This window comes from Caballeronia ptereochthonis, assembly GCF_001545075.1.
In the GTDB taxonomy this organism is placed as follows: domain Bacteria; phylum Pseudomonadota; class Gammaproteobacteria; order Burkholderiales; family Burkholderiaceae; genus Caballeronia; species Caballeronia ptereochthonis.
This window is the reverse complement of the sequence record NZ_FCOB02000022.1, coordinates 15,705-34,104: the sequence shown is the minus strand read 5'-3', so window position 1 is coordinate 34,104 and position 18,400 is coordinate 15,705. Positions and strand designations below refer to the sequence as shown.

Genomic DNA, 18,400 nt, shown 5'->3' with positions numbered 1-18,400 from the left:
ATGGCAAATGCAAGAAGACGTTATTGATCGAGCACCAGCTTGATGTCGAGCGGCGGCTCGTTGCGCGTGAGGTTCACGCGCTTCACGCCCGTCGCGGGAGCGTCGGCGTAGGCGAGATAGTCGATCGTCCACCCGTCCTGCTTGATTTCCTTCGGACGGCCGTTGTTTGCTTCGGGATCGAGCGTCGTCTGCGCGCGCGAGGTGGGCGCCGCCGATGGCTGCAGCCAGTAGCGCAGGCCTTCGACCGGCAACGCGAAGCCGAGCGCGTTCTGCATCAGCTCGGAGACGTTCTCGGCGTTTACCGGCTGACGATTCGGCAATTCGAGCGTGGCGAGCGACGGCGACGACGTGACGATCGCCATCGTCTGGCCGAGCGGGTTGCGCAGTTGCAGGGTGACGGTATCGCCCGTCTCTTCCCAGTCGAAGTTGCCGTACGCGTTGCGCTGCACGCCGTTCTGGTCGTTGTACTGGACCGCGAAGCGTCCGTGATACGCACGGCTCGTCTGCGTCGCGAGCGAGGTGGTTGCGTTCGTCGTCGTCGGCACGCGCGGCTGGACCGCGCAACCCGACATCACCAGCGCGGCGGCCGCCGCCAACCCGAGCGCGCCACATCGGACATGAAGACGGGGCGCGCCGGCAAAGAAATCGAAAGCCATCAAAGATCGTTTACCTGGAGTCGTTTTAGTGTTTTGACGAGCGTGTCGTTATCGGGTTCGAGCTTTTGTGCCTGCCGCCAGGTGGCGCGGGCCTGATCCTGCTGTCCCGATTTCCACTGGACTTCGCCCAGGTGCGCGCCGATCTCGGCATTCGGCTGAAGGTTATAAGCATTCTTGAGAATCTTTTCCGCTTCGGCCGAATTGCCCTGACGGAAGCGCGCCCAGCCGAGACTGTCCATGATGAACGCGTCGTTCGGCGCGAGCGAGACCGCCTTTTCGATCAGCTTCACCGCTTCGTCGAGCCGCTGATTGCGATCGACCAGCGAATAGCCGAGTGCGTTGTACGCCTGCGGGTTGTTCGGCTGCGTGCGCATCAGCGTGCGCAACTGCGTTTCCATGACGTCGTAATGCCCGTTCTTCTCCGCGGCCATCGCGTAGTCATAGACGAGATCGGGGTCGTCCGGGAACGCGGCGACGGCCTTCGCGAGATTGGCTTCCGCATCCTTGTAGCGATGCGCCTCGAAGAGAATCGCTGAATCTGTGCGCGCGAGCAGTGCGAGATCGCGAGGATCGGAGCTCTGCAGGCTGCCGAGCAGGGCGCGGGCATCGTCGACCTTGCCTTGCTTCGCGAGCAATTGCGCGCGCGTGATCTGGGCGGGCAGATACTGCTGGCTCGTACGCGGAATCCTGTCGAGCCACTGGCTCGCGACGGCATCGTTCTTCTGTTCGAGCGCGAGTTGCGCGAGATAGATGTACGCCTGGCCCGGATCCGCGCCCGGCGTGCTCTCGGCGGTTTTCGCGTAGAGATTCAGATAATCCTGCGCCTTGTCGAACTGCTTCTTCTGAACGCTGATGAGCGCGAGCGCCATCAATGGCGTGAGGTCTTTCGAGTCGTTCTTGCGCATGATCTCGAACTGCTTTTGCGCATCGTCGAGCCTGTCGGCCGACAGATACAACTGCGCGAGCGCGAGCCGTGCATCATGCGATTTCGGATTCTTGTCGAGGTACTTCTCGAACGAGGCGATGCCCTCGCTGCGTTCCTCCGGGCCCATGCGCGCGAGCGTCAGCGCGGCGGGCAAATAGTCCGGACGCAGTTGCAACGCCTTTTCGAGCGATGCCTTCGCGCCCGGCGCATCGTCGGCGAGCAATTGCTGGCGCGCGAGCGCGAGTTGCGCCTCGGGCCGGTCCTGATCGTCTTTCGTCAGATCTTTGATGACGTTCAGCCCGCCGATGCGATTCGGTCCGCGCGCGAGCAAGGTCTGCAGCGACACGAGGGCGTCGCCGCGCTGCTCCGGCGGCACTTTCGCGAGCTCGCGCTCGAGAGTGGGTTTCGCGTCTTCCGGCTTGCCGTTGACGATCAGAAGCGACGCGCTCAACTGCGCCGCACGATCGGAATGCGGCGCGTACTGCTGCCAGAGTTGCGCCGACGCGAGGGCGTCGTTCGGGCTTTGCGCCGCGATCGCGATTTCGGTCGCACGCTGCGCGAAGCGCGGATCGTGCGTGTCGCGGGCAAGCGCGAGATACGTCTGGAATGCAGGCGCCGGCTGACCGCGCTGCAGCGCGACCTCCGCCGCCAGAACCTGAAACACGATCTGGCTGGACATCGCCACGTTCGGCAAATCCTGCGATTCCGCGCCGCTCACCGGCGCGGTCAGCATGTCCGCGGCGTTTTGCGCGTCGGATTGATCATCGGCGCTCGGGACGGGCGTCGCGTTGGGCTCCTGAGCGTGCGCGGGCGCGAAGGCCAGCGCGGCCATCGCGAGCGCAACGGCGCCGGCGATTCGCGACATTGGCATGGCGAACGAATGCGCCAAGCTGGCCTGACGCTTCGCAAACAGCTTCATGACGAACGAGTTCATGGAAATCCAGACGATGTTTCAGTCGATTGTAACGCGGTCGCTAAAATACCGGCACACTCGCCCAAGCAAGTCTCTCTCCAGAAAAATGCCCGAACTGCCGGAAGTCGAAGTCACCCGCCGGGGAATCGAACCCTACGTCGCTGGAAGGCGCGTCGAGCATGTCGACGTGCGCACGCGGGCGCTGCGCTGGCCCATCCCGCAGCATCTTCCGAAGACGCTCGATCACCTGAGAATCGAGAAGGTCGAGCGGCGCGGCAAGTATCTGCTGTTCGAAACCGTGGAAGGATGGCTGATCGTTCATCTCGGCATGACGGGCACGCTGCGGGTCCTGCGGCACGTGCCGAAGCCGCCTGAGGCGGCGAAGCACGATCACGTCGATATCGTGTTCGACGATTTCATCCTGCGCTTTCGCGATCCGCGCCGCTTCGGCGCGATCCTGTGGCATCCGCGCGCGGACGGCGACGTGCTCGATCATCCGCTGCTCGCGGACCTGGGCGTGGAGCCATTCTCGCCCGAGTTCTCCGGTGCGCTGCTCTTTCGCGCGACGCGCGGGCGCAAGGTGTCGGTGAAGCAGGCGCTGCTCGCGGGCGGAATCGTCGTCGGCGTTGGAAATATCTACGCGTCCGAAAGCCTCTTTCGCGCGGGAATCCGGCCGACGACCGCCGCCGGGCGCATCTCGCTCGTGCGCTACGACCTGCTTGCGGACGCCGTGCGCGTGACACTCGCGGCCGCCATCGACAAGGGCGGCAGCACCTTGCGCGATTTCGTCGGCAGCAATGGCGAATCGGGCTACTTTCAGCTCGATTACTTCGTCTATGATCGCGCCGGGTTGCCATGTCATGTCTGCGGTACCGCCATCAAGCAAATCGTCCAGGGGCAGCGCTCGACGTACTATTGTCCGCGCTGCCAACGCTAATTTCCGATGCTCGCTCTCACCGATTTCTCCGCGCGCCTGATCGCGTGGCAACGCATTCACGGCCGCCACGACCTGCCGTGGCAAAACACGCGCGATGCGTATCGCATCTGGCTGTCGGAGATCATGCTGCAGCAGACGCAGGTTTCGACCGTCATCCCGTACTACGCGCGTTTTCTCGAACGTTTTCCGGCGGTGACGGCGCTCGCCGACGCGCCCATCGACGATGTCATGGCGCTGTGGGCCGGGCTCGGCTACTACTCGCGCGCGCGCAATCTGCATCGTTGCGCGCAGGTGGTGGCCCATGAGCATGGCGGCGCGTTTCCGCAGACGGTCGACGAACTCGCCGAGTTGCCCGGCATCGGCCGCTCGACCGCGGCGGCGATCGCGTCCTTTGCGTTCGGCGCGCGCGCGACGATCCTCGACGGCAACGTGAAGCGCGTGCTCGCCCGCGTGTTCGGCGTCGACGGCTTTCCGGGCGAGAAGCGCGTCGAAAACGCAATGTGGACGCTCGCCGAATCGCTTTTGCCGGACGCGGCGAACAAGGAGGAAGTGACGGCGTACACGCAGGGTCTGATGGACTTGGGCGCGACGCTCTGCGTGCGCGGCAAGCCGGATTGCGCGCGCTGTCCGTTCGCGTCGGATTGCGTGGCCAATGTCGAGGGACGTCAGCGCGAATTGCCCGCGGCGCGTCCCAAGAAAACGGTGCCGACGCGCAAGACATGGATGCTCGTGCTGAGGGACGGCGATTCGATCCTGCTGGAGAAGCGTCCGCCGACGGGCATCTGGGGCGGCTTGTGGAGCCTGCCCGAAGCGGCGGACGAGGCGGCGCTGGCGGCGGTGGCGCACAGCCTCGGCGCCGACGCGCAGTTGCAGCGTCTCGCGCCGCTGTCGCATACCTTCACGCACTTCAAGCTGGATATCGAGCCGCGGCTCGGCGAGGCGCGCGGCGCGCCGCGCGAGGCGATGAGCGCGCAAACCGTCTGGGCGCCGCTCGCGCGGATCGATTCGTACGGGGTGCCCGCGCCCGTGCGCAAGCTCCTCGATGCGCTGACCGGCTCGCTGATCTAGAGCAGCTGATGGTGCTGCATGTAGTGATGCACCACGTCGATGCGCGCGCCGGCGTCCATCAGCTCCATGAGCTTCTGGCGGGCGCGCATCGGGATCGGCAGGATTTCGGCGAGACGGTTTGACACCCAGGTGGGATTGTCGAACAGGAACGGCTCGACGAACGGCAGGTTCTGCGGCTCGCGTTCCCTGATCGTGTCGATGATGCGTTCCAGCACTTCCGCGCACGCGCCGAACTTGGCGAGCGCTTCGGCGCCTTGCAGCGGCTGATCCTCGCCCAGCAGTTCCGCCGTGCCGACGATCAGATTGCTCGGTTCCACGCGATGGTCGGTCAGCATGAAACGCTCCGTGCCGCGGGCCTGGACGAGCAGGAGGCCAAACGTATCGACATCGCATTCCGAGATCTCGGCGAGGCAGCCGATGCGTTCCGGCACCGACGGATCGCCCGGCGACGCCACCTCGTGCCCACTCTTCAGCAAGCACACGCCGAACGGCGTCTTTTCGCGCAGACACGAGCGCGCCATGTCCAGATAGCGCGCCTCGAAGATCTTGAGCGGCAGCAGGCCGCCCGGAAACAGCACGGTGTGAAGCGGAAACAGCGGCAAGTCGGCCAAGACAGGATTCGCGGACATCGCGCTCCTCCAGAGTGGACCGCCGGCGCGGCGATCAGGTTCGCGTGTGAGCCGCGTCGTCATCCACCGGGATGGGCGCGTCACGATGCCGCACGATCACATTTGCCTTCTCGCGAAAGCGCGCGGCAAGCGCCTCTGCGATGAAAACCGAGCGATGCTGGCCGCCTGTGCAGCCGACCGCGACGGTGAGATAGCTGCGGTTGTCGTCGCGAAAACGCGGCAGCCATTTGCCGACGAACGCGCCGATGTCGTCGATCATCTCGCCGACCAGCGGCTGCGCGCAGAGGAAGTCGATGATCGGCTTGTCGAGGCCCGTGAACGGACGCAACTCGCGGTCGTAGTACGGGTTGGGAAGCGTGCGCACGTCGAACACGAGATCGGCGTCGAGCGGCACGCCGCGCTTGAATCCGAAGGATTCGAACATCAGCGTGAGATCGGCCGCCTCCGTCTCGACGAAGCGCTTGACCCACGCGCGCAGCACGTTCGCGCGCAGGTTGCTGGTGTCGATCTGATGCCCGTATTCGGCGAGACCGGCGACCAGTTCGCGCTCGCGCTCGATCGCTTCGGCGAGCGAATTCAGCACGCCGACGTCCGCCTCGCGCATCGGCGGGCCGGAAAGCGGATGACGCCGGCGCGTCTCGGAGAAGCGCTGGATGAGCGACTGCGTGCTCGCGTTGAGGAACAGCACGCGCAGGTCGTAGTCGTTCGAGAGCTTGTGAATGATGCCCGGCACTTCGTCGAGCGAGAGGCTCGAGCGCGCGTCGATCGCGACGGCGAGGCGCGTCTGGCCTTCCTTCGCGAGGTAGGCGGCGAGTTCGGGCAGAAAGCGCGGCGGCAGGTTGTCGACGCAGTAGTAGCCGCCGTCTTCCAGGGCGTTCAGCGCAACGGACTTGCCGGAACCGGAAATGCCGGTGATCAGGATGATACGCATGGGAATCGACTCGTTCGCTTAATCTTAGCACCTGCACTTGATTCGATTTCGGCGCGAAACAGTCGGAGCGAATGGCGGTCGAGCCATTCGCGCTCGCGATCAGATCAGCTTGCCGGGAAACTGGCTGTCCGGGTCCTGCATGGCGAGCCGCTGACGGTCCATGAAGTCGCGCAAGGTATCGATGCCGCGCAACTGCAGGATCGTATTGCGCACCGCGGCTTCGACCAGCACGGCCAGGTTGCGGCCGGCCGCGACCTGAATCGTCACCTTGCTGATCGGCAGGCCGAGGACGTCGACCGTCTGGCTCTCCAGCGGCAGGCGCTGGAATTCGCCGTCCGGCCGGCGCACGAGCTGCACGATCAGCTTGAGCTTCATCTTCCGGCGCACGGCGGTTTCACCGAAGATCGTCTTGATGTCGAGCAGGCCGAGACCGCGCACTTCGAGCAGATTCTGCAGGAGAGGCGGGCAGCGGCCTTCCACGAAGTCGGGGCCGAGGCGCACGAAATCGACTGCGTCATCCGCTACCAGACCGTGGCCGCGGCTGATGAGTTCCAGGCCGAGCTCGCTCTTTCCGAGCCCGGAGTCGCCGGTGAGCAGCACGCCCATCCCGAGGATGTCGATGAACACGCCGTGCAGCGTCGCGCGCGGCGCGAGAATGCGCGACATGTAGGCGCGCAGGCTGTCGATCACGGCCGCCGCCGACATGCGCGTCGTGAAGAGCGGCGTGGACGAGCGCGTGCAGCGCAGGACGAGTTCGGGCGGCGCGCCGACTTCGCCCGCGACGACCAGAAACGGCGGCTCGAGCGCGATCAACTCCGCCATGTGGCGCGAGCGGTCTTCGTCGGACTGGCGCTGGTAGTAGTTGATCTCGGCGTCGCCGAGCACCTGGATACGGTTCGGGTGGATCAGGTTCAGGTGACCGACCAGGTCGGCGCTCGACGTCGCGTTCGCGACCGTCTCGCTCGAGAAGCCGCGCTCCCAGCCCTCGTGCCCGGTGAGCCAGCTGAGCTTCAGAGCGGCGGCGTTGTCGTCAAAAATACTTTGGGCGTTGATGCTGGACGTATCCATGAGGCCGGAACTCCGTTGGAAGCCGGGAGCAGCCTTCGCGGGACGTTGAAGCGGGTCGCTTCGATATGCCGCATGGCGCTGCGTTTGACCGATTGTGCCCTAGAAGCAACGCGTAAGCGAGGCGCGCCGGGTGTATGAAAAGCGCCGGCGCCCCGGCCGCGAGTCGCTATGTTCGTGCGGCTATCACGGTTGCCATTGCGTGAGCACTTGATAAAGCGCCTCACGATCTTCTTCCTTGTGCAGACGCTCGCGCGCCTCGCTGTCGGAGAGCAGTTGCGCAATCTCCGAAAGAATTTCCAGATGCTGCTGCGTCGCCTGCTCGGGCACGAGCAGGAAGATCAGGAGGGAGACCGGCTGGCCGTCGGGCGATTCGAACGCGACGGGTTCGGCCAGGCGCACGAAAGCGGCGAGCGGCTGCTTCAGCCCTTTGATGCGGCCGTGCGGAATGGCGACGCCCTCGCCGAGGCCGGTCGAGCCGAGGCGCTCTCGGGCGAAGAGATTGTCGGTGACGGTACTGCGGGCGATGCCGTTCTGGCTTTCGAAAATCAGGCCCGCTTGCTCGAATACGCGTTTCTTGCTGGTAACGGACAGTCCGAGAACGACGTTCTCGATGGGAAGAAATTTGGCTAAACGATTCATGTTGGCAGGCTGATGCGTGGCCTGATAGCTCCTCATCGTGGCTGCTGTCTGAAAGCGCTCACGGCGGTGTGAAACGAAATGTGCGCTGGCGGCGTTTCCCTGCAGCGTTCCTGTCGTGCGACCCCGAAAATAACCGGACCATTATAGAACAGGCCAAAGCACGATGGTGCGCCGCGCCATGGAAGTATCAGCGATCCAATGTGCAGTACAAAACCCTGAAAATCAATGGCTTGAGCCACGCAACGACGAAAATCCAACAAAAAAGCCGCCTGGAAGGGCGGCTTCGGTTCGGTGCACGCTCATCGCGATCGTTTCGGGACTTCGAGGAATTCCTCGAAACCCGCCCGCCGTCCCGTGGCGGCGGGTCTTGCCGGACTACACGGTCAGTTCGCAAGCAGTGCGCTGTTGCTCGCTCAGGGCGACGGCGCCTCGATGCTTTGCGGTTCGCCCCGATACTTCACTGCCTCGTGTGCGTGGCCCTGAATCTTGTCCTTGTGCTTGATGACCTGCCGATCCAGCTTGTCGACCATCAGATCGATGGCCGCGTACATATCAGCGTCACAACTCTCGATAAAAATGTCCTTGCCCTTCAGGTGCAGGTTGATTTCTGCCTTCTGCCGCTTTTCCTTTTCCCTATGATTGTCGACCGAGAGGACAACGTTGCCGTCGATCACTTGATCGAAATGACGGAGCACCCTGTCCAGTTTCGTGATCACGTACTCGCGCAACGCAGGCGTCAATTCGAGGTGGTGTCCACTGATCTTCAGATTCATAGTTGCTCTCCAAGCTAATGGCCGCCAGGCCACGTCGGCTCGTCCGATACCGGTCGGCAATGCGTCCCGTCAGCTCGTCATGTTTGACGCGCTCGAAAAAACGGGTCGCTTCGGCCGGCACGTCCGCGCTTTCGCGTTGCGGCCGGTAAACGCCCATCGCAAAATGCGATGGACTATATAGAGACGGGTCATAGAGACTTGCGCAGATTCACTGCCGGGATCCTGAGGGCTTCGCGATATTTGGCTACAGTGCGCCGCGCGACCACGAATCCTTGTTCCGCCAGCAGTTCGGCGATGCGGCTGTCTGAAAGAGGAGTTTTGGGGTCTTCCGCTCCTATCAGTTGCTTGATGAGGGCCCGGATCGCCGTGGACGATGCCGCGCCTCCTGTGTCGGTCGAAACGTGCGATCCAAAGAAGTACTTAAATTCAAGCGTCCCGAAGGGGGTGAGCATGTACTTCCCTGTGGTCACCCGCGAAACGGTCGACTCGTGTAAACCCAGCGTATCAGCAATCTCCCGCAAAACCAAGGGCCGCATGGCGATTTCGCCATGTGCAAAAAAGTTCTTCTGACGCTCCACAATTGCCTGCGCCACACGCAGGATCGTCTCGAACCTCTGCTGAATATTCTTGATGAGCCAGCGCGCTTCCTGGAGTTGCTGACGCAGCGAGCCGCTGCCCGGATCTCCGCGATTGTTGCGCAGGATATTCGCGTACAAATGGTTGATGCGCAGCCGCGGGACGATTTCCGGATTCAGCTCAGCCGTCCAGCCGCTGGCGCTCTTTTTCACCATGATGTCGGGCACTACGTAGTCGGCCTCGCTCTTGCCGTACGCCGCGCCCGGGAACGGTTCGAGCGACTTGATCAGCACGTGCGCGTCCCGAAGCGAGTCGTCGCCGGCCTTCAACTGCTTGCGCAACCGCGTGAAATCGCGGGCCGCGAGCAGTTCCAGATGATTCGTGACGATCTCGAGCGCCAGCGTGCGCGTGGGCGACGCATCGAGCCGCAGCAATTGCAGCTTGAGGCATTCCGACGCCGAGCGTCCGCCCACGCCGGGCGGATCGAAGCTTTGCAGGAGCGCGAGCGCGGCGCTCAGCTCGTCGACGTCGACTTCGAGCTCCTCGGGCAGATCGGCCTGGATTTCCTCGAGCGAGGACGTGAGATATCCGTCTTCATCCAGTGATTCGATGAGAAACGTGATCAGCGCGCGATCGCGCTGATTGGCCGCGGTCATGCGCAATTGCGCGGTCAGATGATCGCGCAGCGTCGTCGTCGATTCGTGGATTTGCAGCGGCGGGAGATCGTCGTCGTCGGACGCGTTGCTCGCGCGGCCGTAGTCTTCGAGATTCCACGAACTGGAGTCCGAGTTGCTGTCCGAACCCAGGCCGTTGTACTCGTCGACGCCCTGCGGCTCGCTGTTTTCCGAACGTTCGGAACTCGACGTGCCCGATGCCGAGCCGTTGCTCATCATCGGCTCGGGCGGCGCGCTCTGCGCCGCGGGCGAGGCGATTAGCGAGCCGTCCGCAGCGACGCGCAGCGGGCTCGAGATCCAGTCGTCCTCGTTCTCCAGAAGCGGATTCTGAGCGACGGCCATCGCGACTTCCTGCTGCAGTTCGAGCGTCGACAGCTGTAGCAGCCGGATGGACTGCTGCAGTTGCGGGGTCAGCGCAAGATGCTGCGAGAGGCGGAGTTGGAGGCTGGCTTTCATGGCAAAGTTTTAATCATTGTAGAGAGTTTGCCACGCGCGCGAAACCTCGCGGCGAATCCAAAAAGAAGCGTGCCGCCTCGAGGGGCGGCACGTAAGTCTTGCTGCTTTCTCCTGGTGCGGCGCACGATGCGCGCCGCGCTCGCCGGGTAGCGCTTACATGCGGAAATGCTCACCGAGATAGACGCGCCGCACGCTTTCGTTCTCGATGATCTCGTTCGGCGCCCCGGCCGCGAGTACGCTGCCGTCGCTGATGATGTACGCGTGATCGCAGATGCCGAGCGTTTCGCGCACGTTGTGGTCGGTGATCAGAACGCCGATGTTGCGCTGCTTCAGGAACTTGACGATCTTCTGAATTTCAAGCACGGCGATCGGGTCGACGCCTGCAAACGGCTCGTCGAGCAGGATGAAGCTCGGATTGGTCGCGAGCGCGCGCGCGATTTCCACGCGCCGGCGTTCACCGCCCGACAGCGACAGCGCGGGATTTTCCCGCAAGTGCGCGATCTGCAGTTCGTCGAGCAAGGCTTCAGTGCGCTGGGTAATGGCGTCTTTGGACAGGCGCTTGCCCGATTCGTCCGTTTGCAGTTCCAGCACGGCGCGGATGTTCTGCTCGACGGTCAGCTTGCGGAACACCGAAGCTTCCTGCGGCAGATACGACAGGCCGAGGTGCGCGCGCTGGTGAATCGGAAGGAGGCTGATCGAGTTGCCGTCGAGATCGATCTCGCCGGCGTCGAGCGGCACCAGGCCGACGATCATATAGAACGAAGTCGTCTTGCCCGCGCCGTTCGGGCCGAGCAAACCGACCACTTCGCCGCTCTTCACGTCGAGCGAAACGTCCTTCACCACGGTGCGCGAGCCGTAACGCTTCTTCAGATTGCGGACGACCAGCGAGCTCGACTGGCCTTCCGGCTTGCGGTGGGGCATGGCGGACGAATTCACTGCTGCGGCGTTCCTTGAATGGTGGTCGACGGAGAGAGCGTGGCGGGCGGGCCGTTCAGCGGCGCTGCGCCGCCCGAGCGCGGCGCGAGCATCGCGCGCACGCGGCCGGTCGGATTGCCGGGGCCGGCGACGTCCTTGCCGGCGGTTGCCGTGTAAAAGTCCTTCTGGCCGTCGTAGGTGATCACGCTGCCGTGCACTTCGTCCTGCACGGTCGTCAGGCCTTGCAGGCGGCGCACGGTGGCGCGCGTCGTGAGCTTGGTGAAGTCGTTCTTGCCGTCGTAGTCGATGCGCACGGCGTTGCCGTCGATGTACTCGTCCACGCCGTCGCGCTTCTGGCGGAAGTACGACAGGGTGTTGCCGCTCGACGTCCCCGTGGCGTACTGATAGCCCTGCGGGTCCTGCGTGACTTCCACGCGATCGGCCTTGATGACGATCGTGCCCTTGGTCGCGACCACGTGGCCGGTGAAGATGTTCTTCTGGTTGAGATCGTCGTACGACATGTTGTCCGCTTCGATGTTGAGCGGCTTGTCGCGGTCGGCCTTTTCGGCGTGCGCGGGGAGTGCCGTCAGCGCGACGACGGACGCGAGGGCGGCGCAGAGCGCGGCCCTCGAGACTCGCCGGGCGCGCGTGACGCGGCGCGCGAGCGTTGCGCGCGCATGGCCGCCATCGGGACGAGGGAACCTTTCGTTCATGCAGTCACAATTCGGATGGGAGTGCCGGGATTACTTGGAAGAGCCGCCATTGATATCCGAGGCGGCGATCGAGCCGCGCACGTTACCGAAGAGCTTCATTTCCCGGGTCACGTTGTTGTAGTTCATGCCGTCGGCCGTCATCACCGACGGACCGCGCTGAAGTCTAACCGGTTTTTCCGTTTCGATGACATCGTCGTTCACCAGCACGCGAAAATGCTGGGAATCCGCCTGCATCTGTGGATCTCCGTAACCGGCGGCGCGCAGGATGCGCGCATTGTCGTAGAGATCGACGATCGAGACGTCGCCGTTGACCGTGCCGCGCAGGGCCGTCGCCGTGACGGTCGGCTTCTGCGGCTGGAACATGCGCATCGCGGGCAGCGTCAGATCGCTGTTCTCGTCGTCTTCATAATGCACCATCGACTTGGCCGTCAGACGATATTGCGTCGTGCCGGTCGCGTCGAGTTCGGAAACGGAGAAGTTGTCCGCGAAATAATCGGGCGTATGGCGCTTGGCCGGCTCCGGCGCTTCGGACGCGGGCGGCAGCGTGGCCTGCAACAGCCAGTAGGTGATGCCCGCGAGCGCCGCCATCGCGACGAGCGGCAGCAGCGAGGCGAGCTTTCCGGGGCGCTGCATGACGTCAGCCTCCGAGCGCTGCGGCGAGCAGCTCGTCGTAGCGATGTTGCGCGCGCAGGATCGCGTCGCACACTTCGCGCACCGCGCCATGGCCGCCGCGCGCTTCCGCGACCCAGTGCACGCGCTGGATGACTTCCGGATGCGCGTTCGCCGGCGCGGCCGCGAAGCCGCAGCGGCGCATCACCGCGAGGTCGGGCCAGTCATCGCCCATGTAGCCGCACTCGACGGCGGAAATGCCCGTGGCGTCCAGCAATTCGGCGAGCGCCACCGTCTTGTCCTCGACGCCCTGATACAGATGCGTGATGCCGAGCTCCTTCGCGCGCGCCGCGACGATGCCCGACTTGCGCCCGGTGATGATGGCCGTCTGCACGCCGACCGACTGAAGCATTTTCACGCCGTGGCCGTCGAGCGAATTGAACGACTTCATCGCGTCGCCCTCGGCGGTGAAGTAGAGGCTGCCGTCGGTGAGAACGCCGTCGACGTCGAAGATCATCAGCCTGATGCGGCTTGCGCGCTCAGCGGCGCTCGCCGTGGCCGGCAGCGCCGCGGCGGCGGACGAAGGCTTTTGCGCCATCAAATTACCTTCTTGGAGAAAAGGTCGTGCATGTTCAGTGCGCCGATCAGCGTCGCCTCGGCGTCCACGACCAGCATCTGATTGATGCGATGACGCTCCATCAGTTCCACCGCCTCGACGGCGAGGTGGTCCGGCGCGATCGTGCGCGGATTGTGCGTCATGACGTCGGCGATCTTCAGCGAGCGGAAATCGCCGTCGCGCTGCAGGATGCGGCGCAGGTCGCCGTCGGTGAAGATGCCATGCACATGACGATTGCCGTCGACGACCGCCGTCATGCCCATGCGCTTGTCGGTGATCTGGAAAAGCGCGTCCGACACGGTTGCCTCGAGCGACACGACGGGCACCTCGTCGCCCACGCGCATCACGTCGCGTACATAAGTGAGCAGGCGCCGGCCGAGCGCGCCGCCCGGATGCGAGCGCGCGAAGTCTTCGGGGCCGAAGCCGCGGGCGTCGAGCACGGCGACGGCGAGCGCATCGCCGAGCGCCATCGTGGCGGTGGTGCTCGCCGTGGGCGCAAGATTCATCGGGCACGCTTCCTTTTCGACGCGCGCGTTCAGGTGCATGTCCGCCAGTTGCGCGAGACTCGACTCGGGACGCCCGGTAATTGCGATCAGCTTTGCGCCGAGACGCTTGATGAGCGGCAAAATGGCGACGAGCTCCTCGGTTTCGCCCGAGTTCGATAGCGCAATGAAGATGTCGTCGGCGGTGACCATGCCGAGGTCGCCGTGGCTGGCTTCGGCCGGATGCACGAAGAATGCGGGCGTACCGGTGCTCGCGAGCGTCGCGGCGAACTTGCGCGCGACGTGTCCCGACTTGCCGATGCCCGACACGACCACGCGCCCGCGGCAGCCGAGCAGGGCCCGGACCGCGTTGGTGAAATTGTCGTCGAGGAGTTCGGAGAGACCGCGAACGGCGTCGGCTTCGATCTGGATTACATTGCGAGCCAGCGCCAGTGCCCGGTCGCCATTGATTTTCGCTATCATGCGCGGGAGTATAGCAAAGGCGATTCCGGGCCGCGCCGCACGGTGCGTGGCCCGCCGCCGCCCATCCGCCCCCGCGGGCCCTGTCATCTGGGGCTTTTCCACGACACCGCCGCGCATCGAAATACGCGCTTCGGTACGCTGCCGAACGAGGACGCCAGACGGATGATTTCTCCGCTCGAAATGACGCTGCTGCTGCTGCTGTGCTCGGTGGTGGGCGTCGTGGTATTTCGGTATTTCAACCTGCCGCCGATGCTCGGCTATCTGACGGTGGGCATCATCGTGGGCCCGCACGCCGCGGGCATCGCGCCGGACTCGGACCGGGCTCAGCATCTCGCCGAATTCGGCGTCGTGTTCCTGATGTTCTCCATCGGTCTCGAGTTTTCGCTCTCGAAGCTCCGTTCGATGCGGCGCATCGTGTTCGGCCTTGGCGCCAGCCAGGTCGGGGGGACCATCGCGCTCGCCATGATCTTCGGCTGGATCGCGAATTTCTGGGTCGCGATGTCCTGGCAGGCGAGCTTCGCGCTCGGCGGCGCGCTTTCGATGTCGTCCACCGCGATCGTCAGCAAGCTGCTCGCGGAGCGGCTCGAGCTCGAATCCGAGCACGGCCGCAACATTTTCGGCGTGCTGCTCTTCCAGGATCTCGCCGTGGTGCCGCTGCTCATCATCATCGCGGCGTTCGCCAACGGCAATTCGTCGCAGCTCGCGATGTGGCTCGGCATCGCGGCGGTGAAGATCGTCGTCGCGTTGACGGTGCTGCTCTTCATCGGCCAGAAGTTCATGACACGCTGGTTCGATCTCGTCGCGCGGCGGCGTTCGCAAGAGCTGTTCATGCTGAACCTGCTGCTCGTCACGCTGGGCGCGGCGTTCATCACCGACAAATTCGGGCTGTCGCTCGCGCTCGGCGCGTTCATCGCGGGCATGCTGATCGCCGAGACGCCGTACCGGCATCAGGTGGAAGAGGACATCAAGCCGTTTCGCGACGTGCTGCTCGGCCTGTTCTTCGTGACGACCGGCATGCTGCTCAATCCGCGCGTGATCTGGGAACATCCGTTCCTGGTGCTCGGCTTCTTCATCGTGCCGATCCTGCTCAAGGCGGTCATGGTTACCGCCCTGGCGCGCGCGTTCGGCGCGCCGCAGGGCGTCGCGATGCGCACGGGCCTCGGGCTCGCGCAGGCGGGCGAGTTCGGCTTCGTGCTGCTGAATCTGATTCTGGATTCGCATCTCGTCAATTCGACCATCCTGCAGGCGATCCTCGCCGCGATGCTGCTTTCGATGCTCGCCGCGCCGTTCATCATCCAGAATGCCGATCGCATCGTGCTGCGCCTGTCATCGACGGAGTGGATGCTGCAATCTCTGCAAATGACGAAGATCGCGACGCAAAGCCTGAAGCAGAGCGGCCACGTGATCATCTGCGGCTACGGCCGCGCCGGGCAGAACCTCGCGCGCATGCTGGAGCAGGAAGGCATCTCCTACGTCGCGCTCGACCTGGACCCGGACCGCGTGGCGGCGGCCGCGGCGGCCGGCGAATCGGTCGTGTTCGGCGACGCCGGGCGGCGCGAATCGCTGCTCGCGGCCGGCTTGCATCGCGCGGCGACGGTCGCGATCACCTACGCCAACACGCCGTCCGCGATGCGCGTACTGCACAACATCCACGAGCTCGCGCCGACTTTGCCCGTGATCGTGCGCACCGTCGATGACGCCGATCTCGAGAAACTCACCGCAGCCGGTGCGACGGAAGTGATTCCGGAGATCGTCGAGGGCAGCCTGATGCTCGCGTCGCACACCCTCGTCCTGATGGGCGTGCCGATGCGTCGCGTCGTGCGGCGCGTCGAGGAAATGCGCGATGCGCGCTACAGCCTGCTGCGCGGCTACTTCCACGGCGCCGACGACGTCGACGACGACGATGGCCACGAGCAGGTGCGGCTACAATCCGTACCGATCGACGAGAATTCGGACGCGGTCGGGCATTCGCTCGACGATCTCGGGCTCGTCGGCAACGGTGTCGAGGTGACCGCGATCCGGCGCCACGGCATCCGGGGCGTCGAACCCGACCCCGAAACCAAGCTGCGCGCGAACGATATCGTCGTGCTGCGCGGCCTGCCCGAAGTGCTGGCGCTTGCCGAGGAACGGCTCTCGCGCAATCGGCGGGCGGCGTAATCGTCTTCTTTTGTCATATGGCGGGCGCGGCCTCACAGCGCGGACTCCGGAGAAGTCATGTCCATTTCCCCTTCGAATGCGCCGCCCGACGCCGCGCGTTTCATCAAGGAGCGTGTGCGCACCGTCGAAAACTGGCCGCAGCCCGGCGTGCAGTTCCGCGACATCACGCCCGTTCTGCAGGACCGCCGTGCGCTGCGCACGCTGATCGATCTGTTCGTGCAGCGCTATATCGACGAGAACATCGATGTGATCGCCGGAATGGACGCGCGCGGCTTCATCATCGGGCCGATTCTCGCGTACGAGCTAAGCCTCGGTTTCGTGCCGATCCGCAAGAAGGGCAAGCTGCCGTACAGGACGCTTTCGCAGTCTTATGAGCTGGAATACGGCAGCGCCACCGTCGAGATTCACGAGGATGCGTGCAAGCCGGGCGACCGCGTGGTGATCGTCGACGATCTGGTCGCCACCGGCGGCACGATGATGGCGGGCAAGATTCTGCTGGAGCGGCTCGGCGCCGAAGTGGTCGAGGCGGCGGCGATCATCGATCTGCCGGATCTGGGCGGCTCGAAGCTGTTGCGCGATAACGGCGTCCCGCTTTACACCGTCTGCGAATTTGGCGGGCACTGACATGCCGAACTTCCTGCTCTTTCTTGCTGCATCCATCGCGATTACCGTTGCGCCAGGGCCGGACAATCTTCAGGTGCTCGCGCGCGGCATCTCGCAAGGACGGCTCGCGGGCGTCGTTGCGGCGCTCGGCTTCGCGTGCGGCGTGATCTTTCACACGACGCTCGCCGCGCTCGGCATCGCGGCGCTGCTGCGCTCGTCGCCGATGGCGTTTCAGGCCGTGAAGCTCGCGGGCGCGGCATATCTCGTGTGGATCGGCATCAAGGCGCTCAGGAGCCACGGTCTCGCGACCGCGCACGAGCGCCCGAGCCAGCCGCTTTCGACCGTGTTCCGCCAGAGCGTGATCGGCAACATGCTGAATCCGAAAGTCACGCTGTTCTTCATCGTGTTCCTGCCGCAATTCGTCGATCCGCACGGCGCGCAAAGCGTGATGCTGCAGATGTTCGAGCTGGGCGGCGTGTTCATGCTGCAGACGGTCGTCGTGTTTTCGCTGTTCGGCATCGGCGCGGGAACCATCGGGGTGTGGCTGAAGCGCCGTCCGCGCGTCGGCGTATGGCTCGACCGGCTCGCGGGCGTGACCTTCATCGCACTGGGGATTCGCGTCGCGCTGCGCGACTGAGCTTTTCGACGAGCGGCCGCGCGCTACAATTTCCGGCCATTTTTCCTGCCGAGCTTGCCGGAGCCCTCATGACCTTGCCTGCGATCGTTGCCGCCCGCCGCTTCGATGCCGCCGCGCACGCGCCGTTTATCATCGGCGACGAGCGCGTCGGTTGGATTCGTCATGCCGACGTGGACGCGCTGCGGCGCTGGCCGGACGTGTTCGAAATCGCCGCGGCCTCGGTTCGCCTGCGCGCGTCGCTCGCCGATGCGAACACCCGCAGCGCCGCGCTCGGCGCGGTCATCGGCGCGCTCTACGCCGAGGGCAGAATCCCCGGCTGGCGCGACGAAACCTACGCGATCCGCAACGACTTCGACGCCGCGCCGCTCGCGTTCATCGAGCGTGCGGCGTCGCGCTTCTTCGGCACGATGACCTACGCGGTGCATCTCAACGGCATCGTAAAATATGCGGGCAAGGCACCGCACTTGTGGATCGCGCGCCGCAGCGACACCAAGGCGACGGATCCCGGCATGCTCGACAACGTCGTGGCGGGCGGCATCGGCTGGGGCTTCGAACTCATGCCGACGCTCGTGAAGGAGTGCTGGGAAGAAGCCGGCATGAGCGCGGAACTCGCCCGGACCGCCGAGCGCGGCCGCACGTTCCATGTGCTGCAATCCTTGCCCGAAGGCACGCAGGCCGAGCAGATCTTCGTCTACGACGTATCCCTGCCGCCCGATTTCGCCCCGCGCAATCAGGATGGCGAAGTCGGCGAGCACCGGCTCGCGCGCATCGAGGAAGTCGCGCGCTGGATCGAAGAGGGCAAGCTCACCGTCGATGCCAGCCTCGCGACGCTCGACTGCATGCTGCGCCGTCAGTGGATCGACGAGGACGCGTGCGCGGGCATCGCCGCGCTCTACGAATCGCCGCAAGTTTGAATTTCAAAGAATCGAACGAGGAAGGT

The 18,400-nt window shown here is 64.5% G+C and carries 19 protein-coding genes; 6 read left to right on the top strand and 13 right to left on the bottom strand.

Translation table 11 applies throughout. The annotated features are described in order from the left end of the window. Nucleotides 1–20: 20 nt before the first annotated feature. Both lolB and AWB83_RS22610 read right to left on the bottom strand, forming a co-directional pair. A complete protein-coding gene (lolB, locus tag AWB83_RS22615) occupies nucleotides 21–656 on the bottom strand; it encodes a lipoprotein insertase outer membrane protein LolB (RefSeq protein ID WP_087047859.1) in 636 nt (211 codons plus the stop codon). Next, nucleotides 656–2,515: a tetratricopeptide repeat protein gene (locus AWB83_RS22610; RefSeq protein WP_087047858.1), complete on the bottom strand. Its 1,860-nt coding sequence runs from the start codon at nucleotides 2,513–2,515 to the stop codon at nucleotides 656–658. Before AWB83_RS22610 ends, lolB begins: the two co-directional genes overlap by 1 nt. A gap of 85 nt (nucleotides 2,516–2,600) precedes the next feature. Here AWB83_RS22610 and mutM point away from each other — a divergent pair, with 85 nt between their 5' ends. After that, nucleotides 2,601–3,431, top strand: coding sequence for a bifunctional DNA-formamidopyrimidine glycosylase/DNA-(apurinic or apyrimidinic site) lyase (gene mutM / locus AWB83_RS22605; protein WP_087047857.1), 831 nt, complete (start codon nucleotides 2,601–2,603; stop codon nucleotides 3,429–3,431). Between the two features lie 6 nt (nucleotides 3,432–3,437). Then, nucleotides 3,438–4,499: an A/G-specific adenine glycosylase gene (gene mutY / locus AWB83_RS22600; RefSeq protein ID WP_087047856.1), complete on the top strand. Its 1,062-nt coding sequence runs from the start codon at nucleotides 3,438–3,440 to the stop codon at nucleotides 4,497–4,499. On the opposite strand, the gene AWB83_RS22595 is transcribed toward mutY, so the two are convergent. The 11 genes from AWB83_RS22595 to kdsD form a co-directional block, all read right to left on the bottom strand. Continuing rightward, a complete protein-coding gene (locus AWB83_RS22595; protein WP_087047855.1) occupies nucleotides 4,496–5,128 on the bottom strand; it encodes an LON peptidase substrate-binding domain-containing protein in 633 nt (210 codons plus the stop codon). The two genes, mutY and AWB83_RS22595, sit on opposite strands and share 4 nt — an antisense overlap. A gap of 34 nt (nucleotides 5,129–5,162) precedes the next feature. Further along, nucleotides 5,163–6,059: an RNase adapter RapZ gene (gene rapZ / locus AWB83_RS22590; RefSeq protein ID WP_087047854.1), complete on the bottom strand. Its 897-nt coding sequence runs from the start codon at nucleotides 6,057–6,059 to the stop codon at nucleotides 5,163–5,165. A 99-nt stretch (nucleotides 6,060–6,158) separates the two neighbouring features. Further along, nucleotides 6,159–7,127, bottom strand: coding sequence for an HPr(Ser) kinase/phosphatase (gene hprK, locus AWB83_RS22585; RefSeq protein ID WP_008351692.1), 969 nt, complete (start codon nucleotides 7,125–7,127; stop codon nucleotides 6,159–6,161). A gap of 183 nt (nucleotides 7,128–7,310) precedes the next feature. Next, nucleotides 7,311–7,766: a PTS IIA-like nitrogen regulatory protein PtsN gene (gene ptsN / locus AWB83_RS22580; protein WP_087047957.1), complete on the bottom strand. Its 456-nt coding sequence runs from the start codon at nucleotides 7,764–7,766 to the stop codon at nucleotides 7,311–7,313. A gap of 413 nt (nucleotides 7,767–8,179) precedes the next feature. Continuing rightward, a complete protein-coding gene (gene hpf / locus AWB83_RS22575; RefSeq protein ID WP_087047853.1) occupies nucleotides 8,180–8,539 on the bottom strand; it encodes a ribosome hibernation-promoting factor, HPF/YfiA family in 360 nt (119 codons plus the stop codon). Between the two features lie 188 nt (nucleotides 8,540–8,727). Continuing rightward, complete coding sequence (locus tag AWB83_RS22570; protein ID WP_087047852.1) at nucleotides 8,728–10,245, bottom strand: RNA polymerase factor sigma-54; 1,518 nt, start codon at nucleotides 10,243–10,245, stop codon at nucleotides 8,728–8,730. Between the two features lie 153 nt (nucleotides 10,246–10,398). After that, on the bottom strand, nucleotides 10,399–11,166 hold the full coding sequence (lptB, locus tag AWB83_RS22565) for an LPS export ABC transporter ATP-binding protein (protein WP_087047851.1): 768 nt from the start codon (nucleotides 11,164–11,166) through the stop codon (nucleotides 10,399–10,401). Nucleotides 11,167–11,177: 11 nt separating this feature from the next. Further along, nucleotides 11,178–11,873, bottom strand: a complete 696-nt coding sequence (lptA, locus tag AWB83_RS22560) for a lipopolysaccharide transport periplasmic protein LptA (protein ID WP_087047850.1) — start codon at nucleotides 11,871–11,873, stop codon at nucleotides 11,178–11,180. A gap of 30 nt (nucleotides 11,874–11,903) precedes the next feature. Further along, nucleotides 11,904–12,506: an LPS export ABC transporter periplasmic protein LptC gene (gene lptC, locus AWB83_RS22555; protein WP_087047849.1), complete on the bottom strand. Its 603-nt coding sequence runs from the start codon at nucleotides 12,504–12,506 to the stop codon at nucleotides 11,904–11,906. 4 nt (nucleotides 12,507–12,510) lie between these two features. Then, nucleotides 12,511–13,080: a KdsC family phosphatase gene (locus AWB83_RS22550; protein WP_087047848.1), complete on the bottom strand. Its 570-nt coding sequence runs from the start codon at nucleotides 13,078–13,080 to the stop codon at nucleotides 12,511–12,513. Beyond that, nucleotides 13,080–14,063: an arabinose 5-phosphate isomerase KdsD gene (gene kdsD / locus AWB83_RS22545; RefSeq protein ID WP_087047847.1), complete on the bottom strand. Its 984-nt coding sequence runs from the start codon at nucleotides 14,061–14,063 to the stop codon at nucleotides 13,080–13,082. Before kdsD ends, AWB83_RS22550 begins: the two co-directional genes overlap by 1 nt. A gap of 162 nt (nucleotides 14,064–14,225) precedes the next feature. Here kdsD and AWB83_RS22540 point away from each other — a divergent pair, with 162 nt between their 5' ends. The 4 genes from AWB83_RS22540 (at nucleotide 14,226) to AWB83_RS22525 (ending at nucleotide 18,374) form a co-directional block, all read left to right on the top strand. Beyond that, nucleotides 14,226–16,220: a monovalent cation:proton antiporter family protein gene (locus AWB83_RS22540; protein ID WP_087047846.1), complete on the top strand. Its 1,995-nt coding sequence runs from the start codon at nucleotides 14,226–14,228 to the stop codon at nucleotides 16,218–16,220. 57 nt (nucleotides 16,221–16,277) lie between these two features. Next, on the top strand, nucleotides 16,278–16,844 hold the full coding sequence (locus tag AWB83_RS22535; RefSeq protein WP_087047845.1) for an adenine phosphoribosyltransferase: 567 nt from the start codon (nucleotides 16,278–16,280) through the stop codon (nucleotides 16,842–16,844). 1 nt (nucleotide 16,845) lies between these two features. Beyond that, the gene (locus AWB83_RS22530; protein WP_087047844.1) at nucleotides 16,846–17,460 is read left to right on the top strand and encodes a LysE family translocator; all 615 of its coding nucleotides are present in this window, start codon (nucleotides 16,846–16,848) and stop codon (nucleotides 17,458–17,460) included. Between the two features lie 68 nt (nucleotides 17,461–17,528). After that, nucleotides 17,529–18,374, top strand: coding sequence for an NUDIX hydrolase (locus AWB83_RS22525; RefSeq protein ID WP_087047843.1), 846 nt, complete (start codon nucleotides 17,529–17,531; stop codon nucleotides 18,372–18,374). Nucleotides 18,375–18,400 lie beyond the last annotated feature (26 nt).

Bases quoted from the DNA above. Each gene is read 5' to 3' on its own strand.
- lolB (WP_087047859.1), bottom strand. From the start codon at position 656: ATGGCTTTCGATTTCTTTGCCGGCGCGCCCCGTCTTCATGTCCGATGT.
- AWB83_RS22610 (WP_087047858.1), bottom strand. From the start codon at position 2,515: ATGAACTCGTTCGTCATGAAGCTGTTTGCGAAGCGTCAGGCCAGCTTG.
- mutM (WP_087047857.1), top strand. From the start codon at position 2,601: ATGCCCGAACTGCCGGAAGTCGAAGTCACCCGCCGGGGAATCGAACCC.
- mutY (WP_087047856.1), top strand. From the start codon at position 3,438: ATGCTCGCTCTCACCGATTTCTCCGCGCGCCTGATCGCGTGGCAACGC.
- AWB83_RS22595 (WP_087047855.1), bottom strand. From the start codon at position 5,128: ATGTCCGCGAATCCTGTCTTGGCCGACTTGCCGCTGTTTCCGCTTCAC.
- rapZ (WP_087047854.1), bottom strand. From the start codon at position 6,059: ATGCGTATCATCCTGATCACCGGCATTTCCGGTTCCGGCAAGTCCGTT.
- hprK (WP_008351692.1), bottom strand. From the start codon at position 7,127: ATGGATACGTCCAGCATCAACGCCCAAAGTATTTTTGACGACAACGCC.
- ptsN (WP_087047957.1), bottom strand. From the start codon at position 7,766: ATGAATCGTTTAGCCAAATTTCTTCCCATCGAGAACGTCGTTCTCGGA.
- hpf (WP_087047853.1), bottom strand. From the start codon at position 8,539: ATGAATCTGAAGATCAGTGGACACCACCTCGAATTGACGCCTGCGTTG.
- AWB83_RS22570 (WP_087047852.1), bottom strand. From the start codon at position 10,245: ATGAAAGCCAGCCTCCAACTCCGCCTCTCGCAGCATCTTGCGCTGACC.
- lptB (WP_087047851.1), bottom strand. From the start codon at position 11,166: ATGCCCCACCGCAAGCCGGAAGGCCAGTCGAGCTCGCTGGTCGTCCGC.
- lptA (WP_087047850.1), bottom strand. From the start codon at position 11,873: ATGAACGAAAGGTTCCCTCGTCCCGATGGCGGCCATGCGCGCGCAACG.
- lptC (WP_087047849.1), bottom strand. From the start codon at position 12,506: ATGCAGCGCCCCGGAAAGCTCGCCTCGCTGCTGCCGCTCGTCGCGATG.
- AWB83_RS22550 (WP_087047848.1), bottom strand. From the start codon at position 13,080: ATGGCGCAAAAGCCTTCGTCCGCCGCCGCGGCGCTGCCGGCCACGGCG.
- kdsD (WP_087047847.1), bottom strand. From the start codon at position 14,063: ATGATAGCGAAAATCAATGGCGACCGGGCACTGGCGCTGGCTCGCAAT.
- AWB83_RS22540 (WP_087047846.1), top strand. From the start codon at position 14,226: ATGATTTCTCCGCTCGAAATGACGCTGCTGCTGCTGCTGTGCTCGGTG.
- AWB83_RS22535 (WP_087047845.1), top strand. From the start codon at position 16,278: ATGTCCATTTCCCCTTCGAATGCGCCGCCCGACGCCGCGCGTTTCATC.
- AWB83_RS22530 (WP_087047844.1), top strand. From the start codon at position 16,846: ATGCCGAACTTCCTGCTCTTTCTTGCTGCATCCATCGCGATTACCGTT.
- AWB83_RS22525 (WP_087047843.1), top strand. From the start codon at position 17,529: ATGACCTTGCCTGCGATCGTTGCCGCCCGCCGCTTCGATGCCGCCGCG.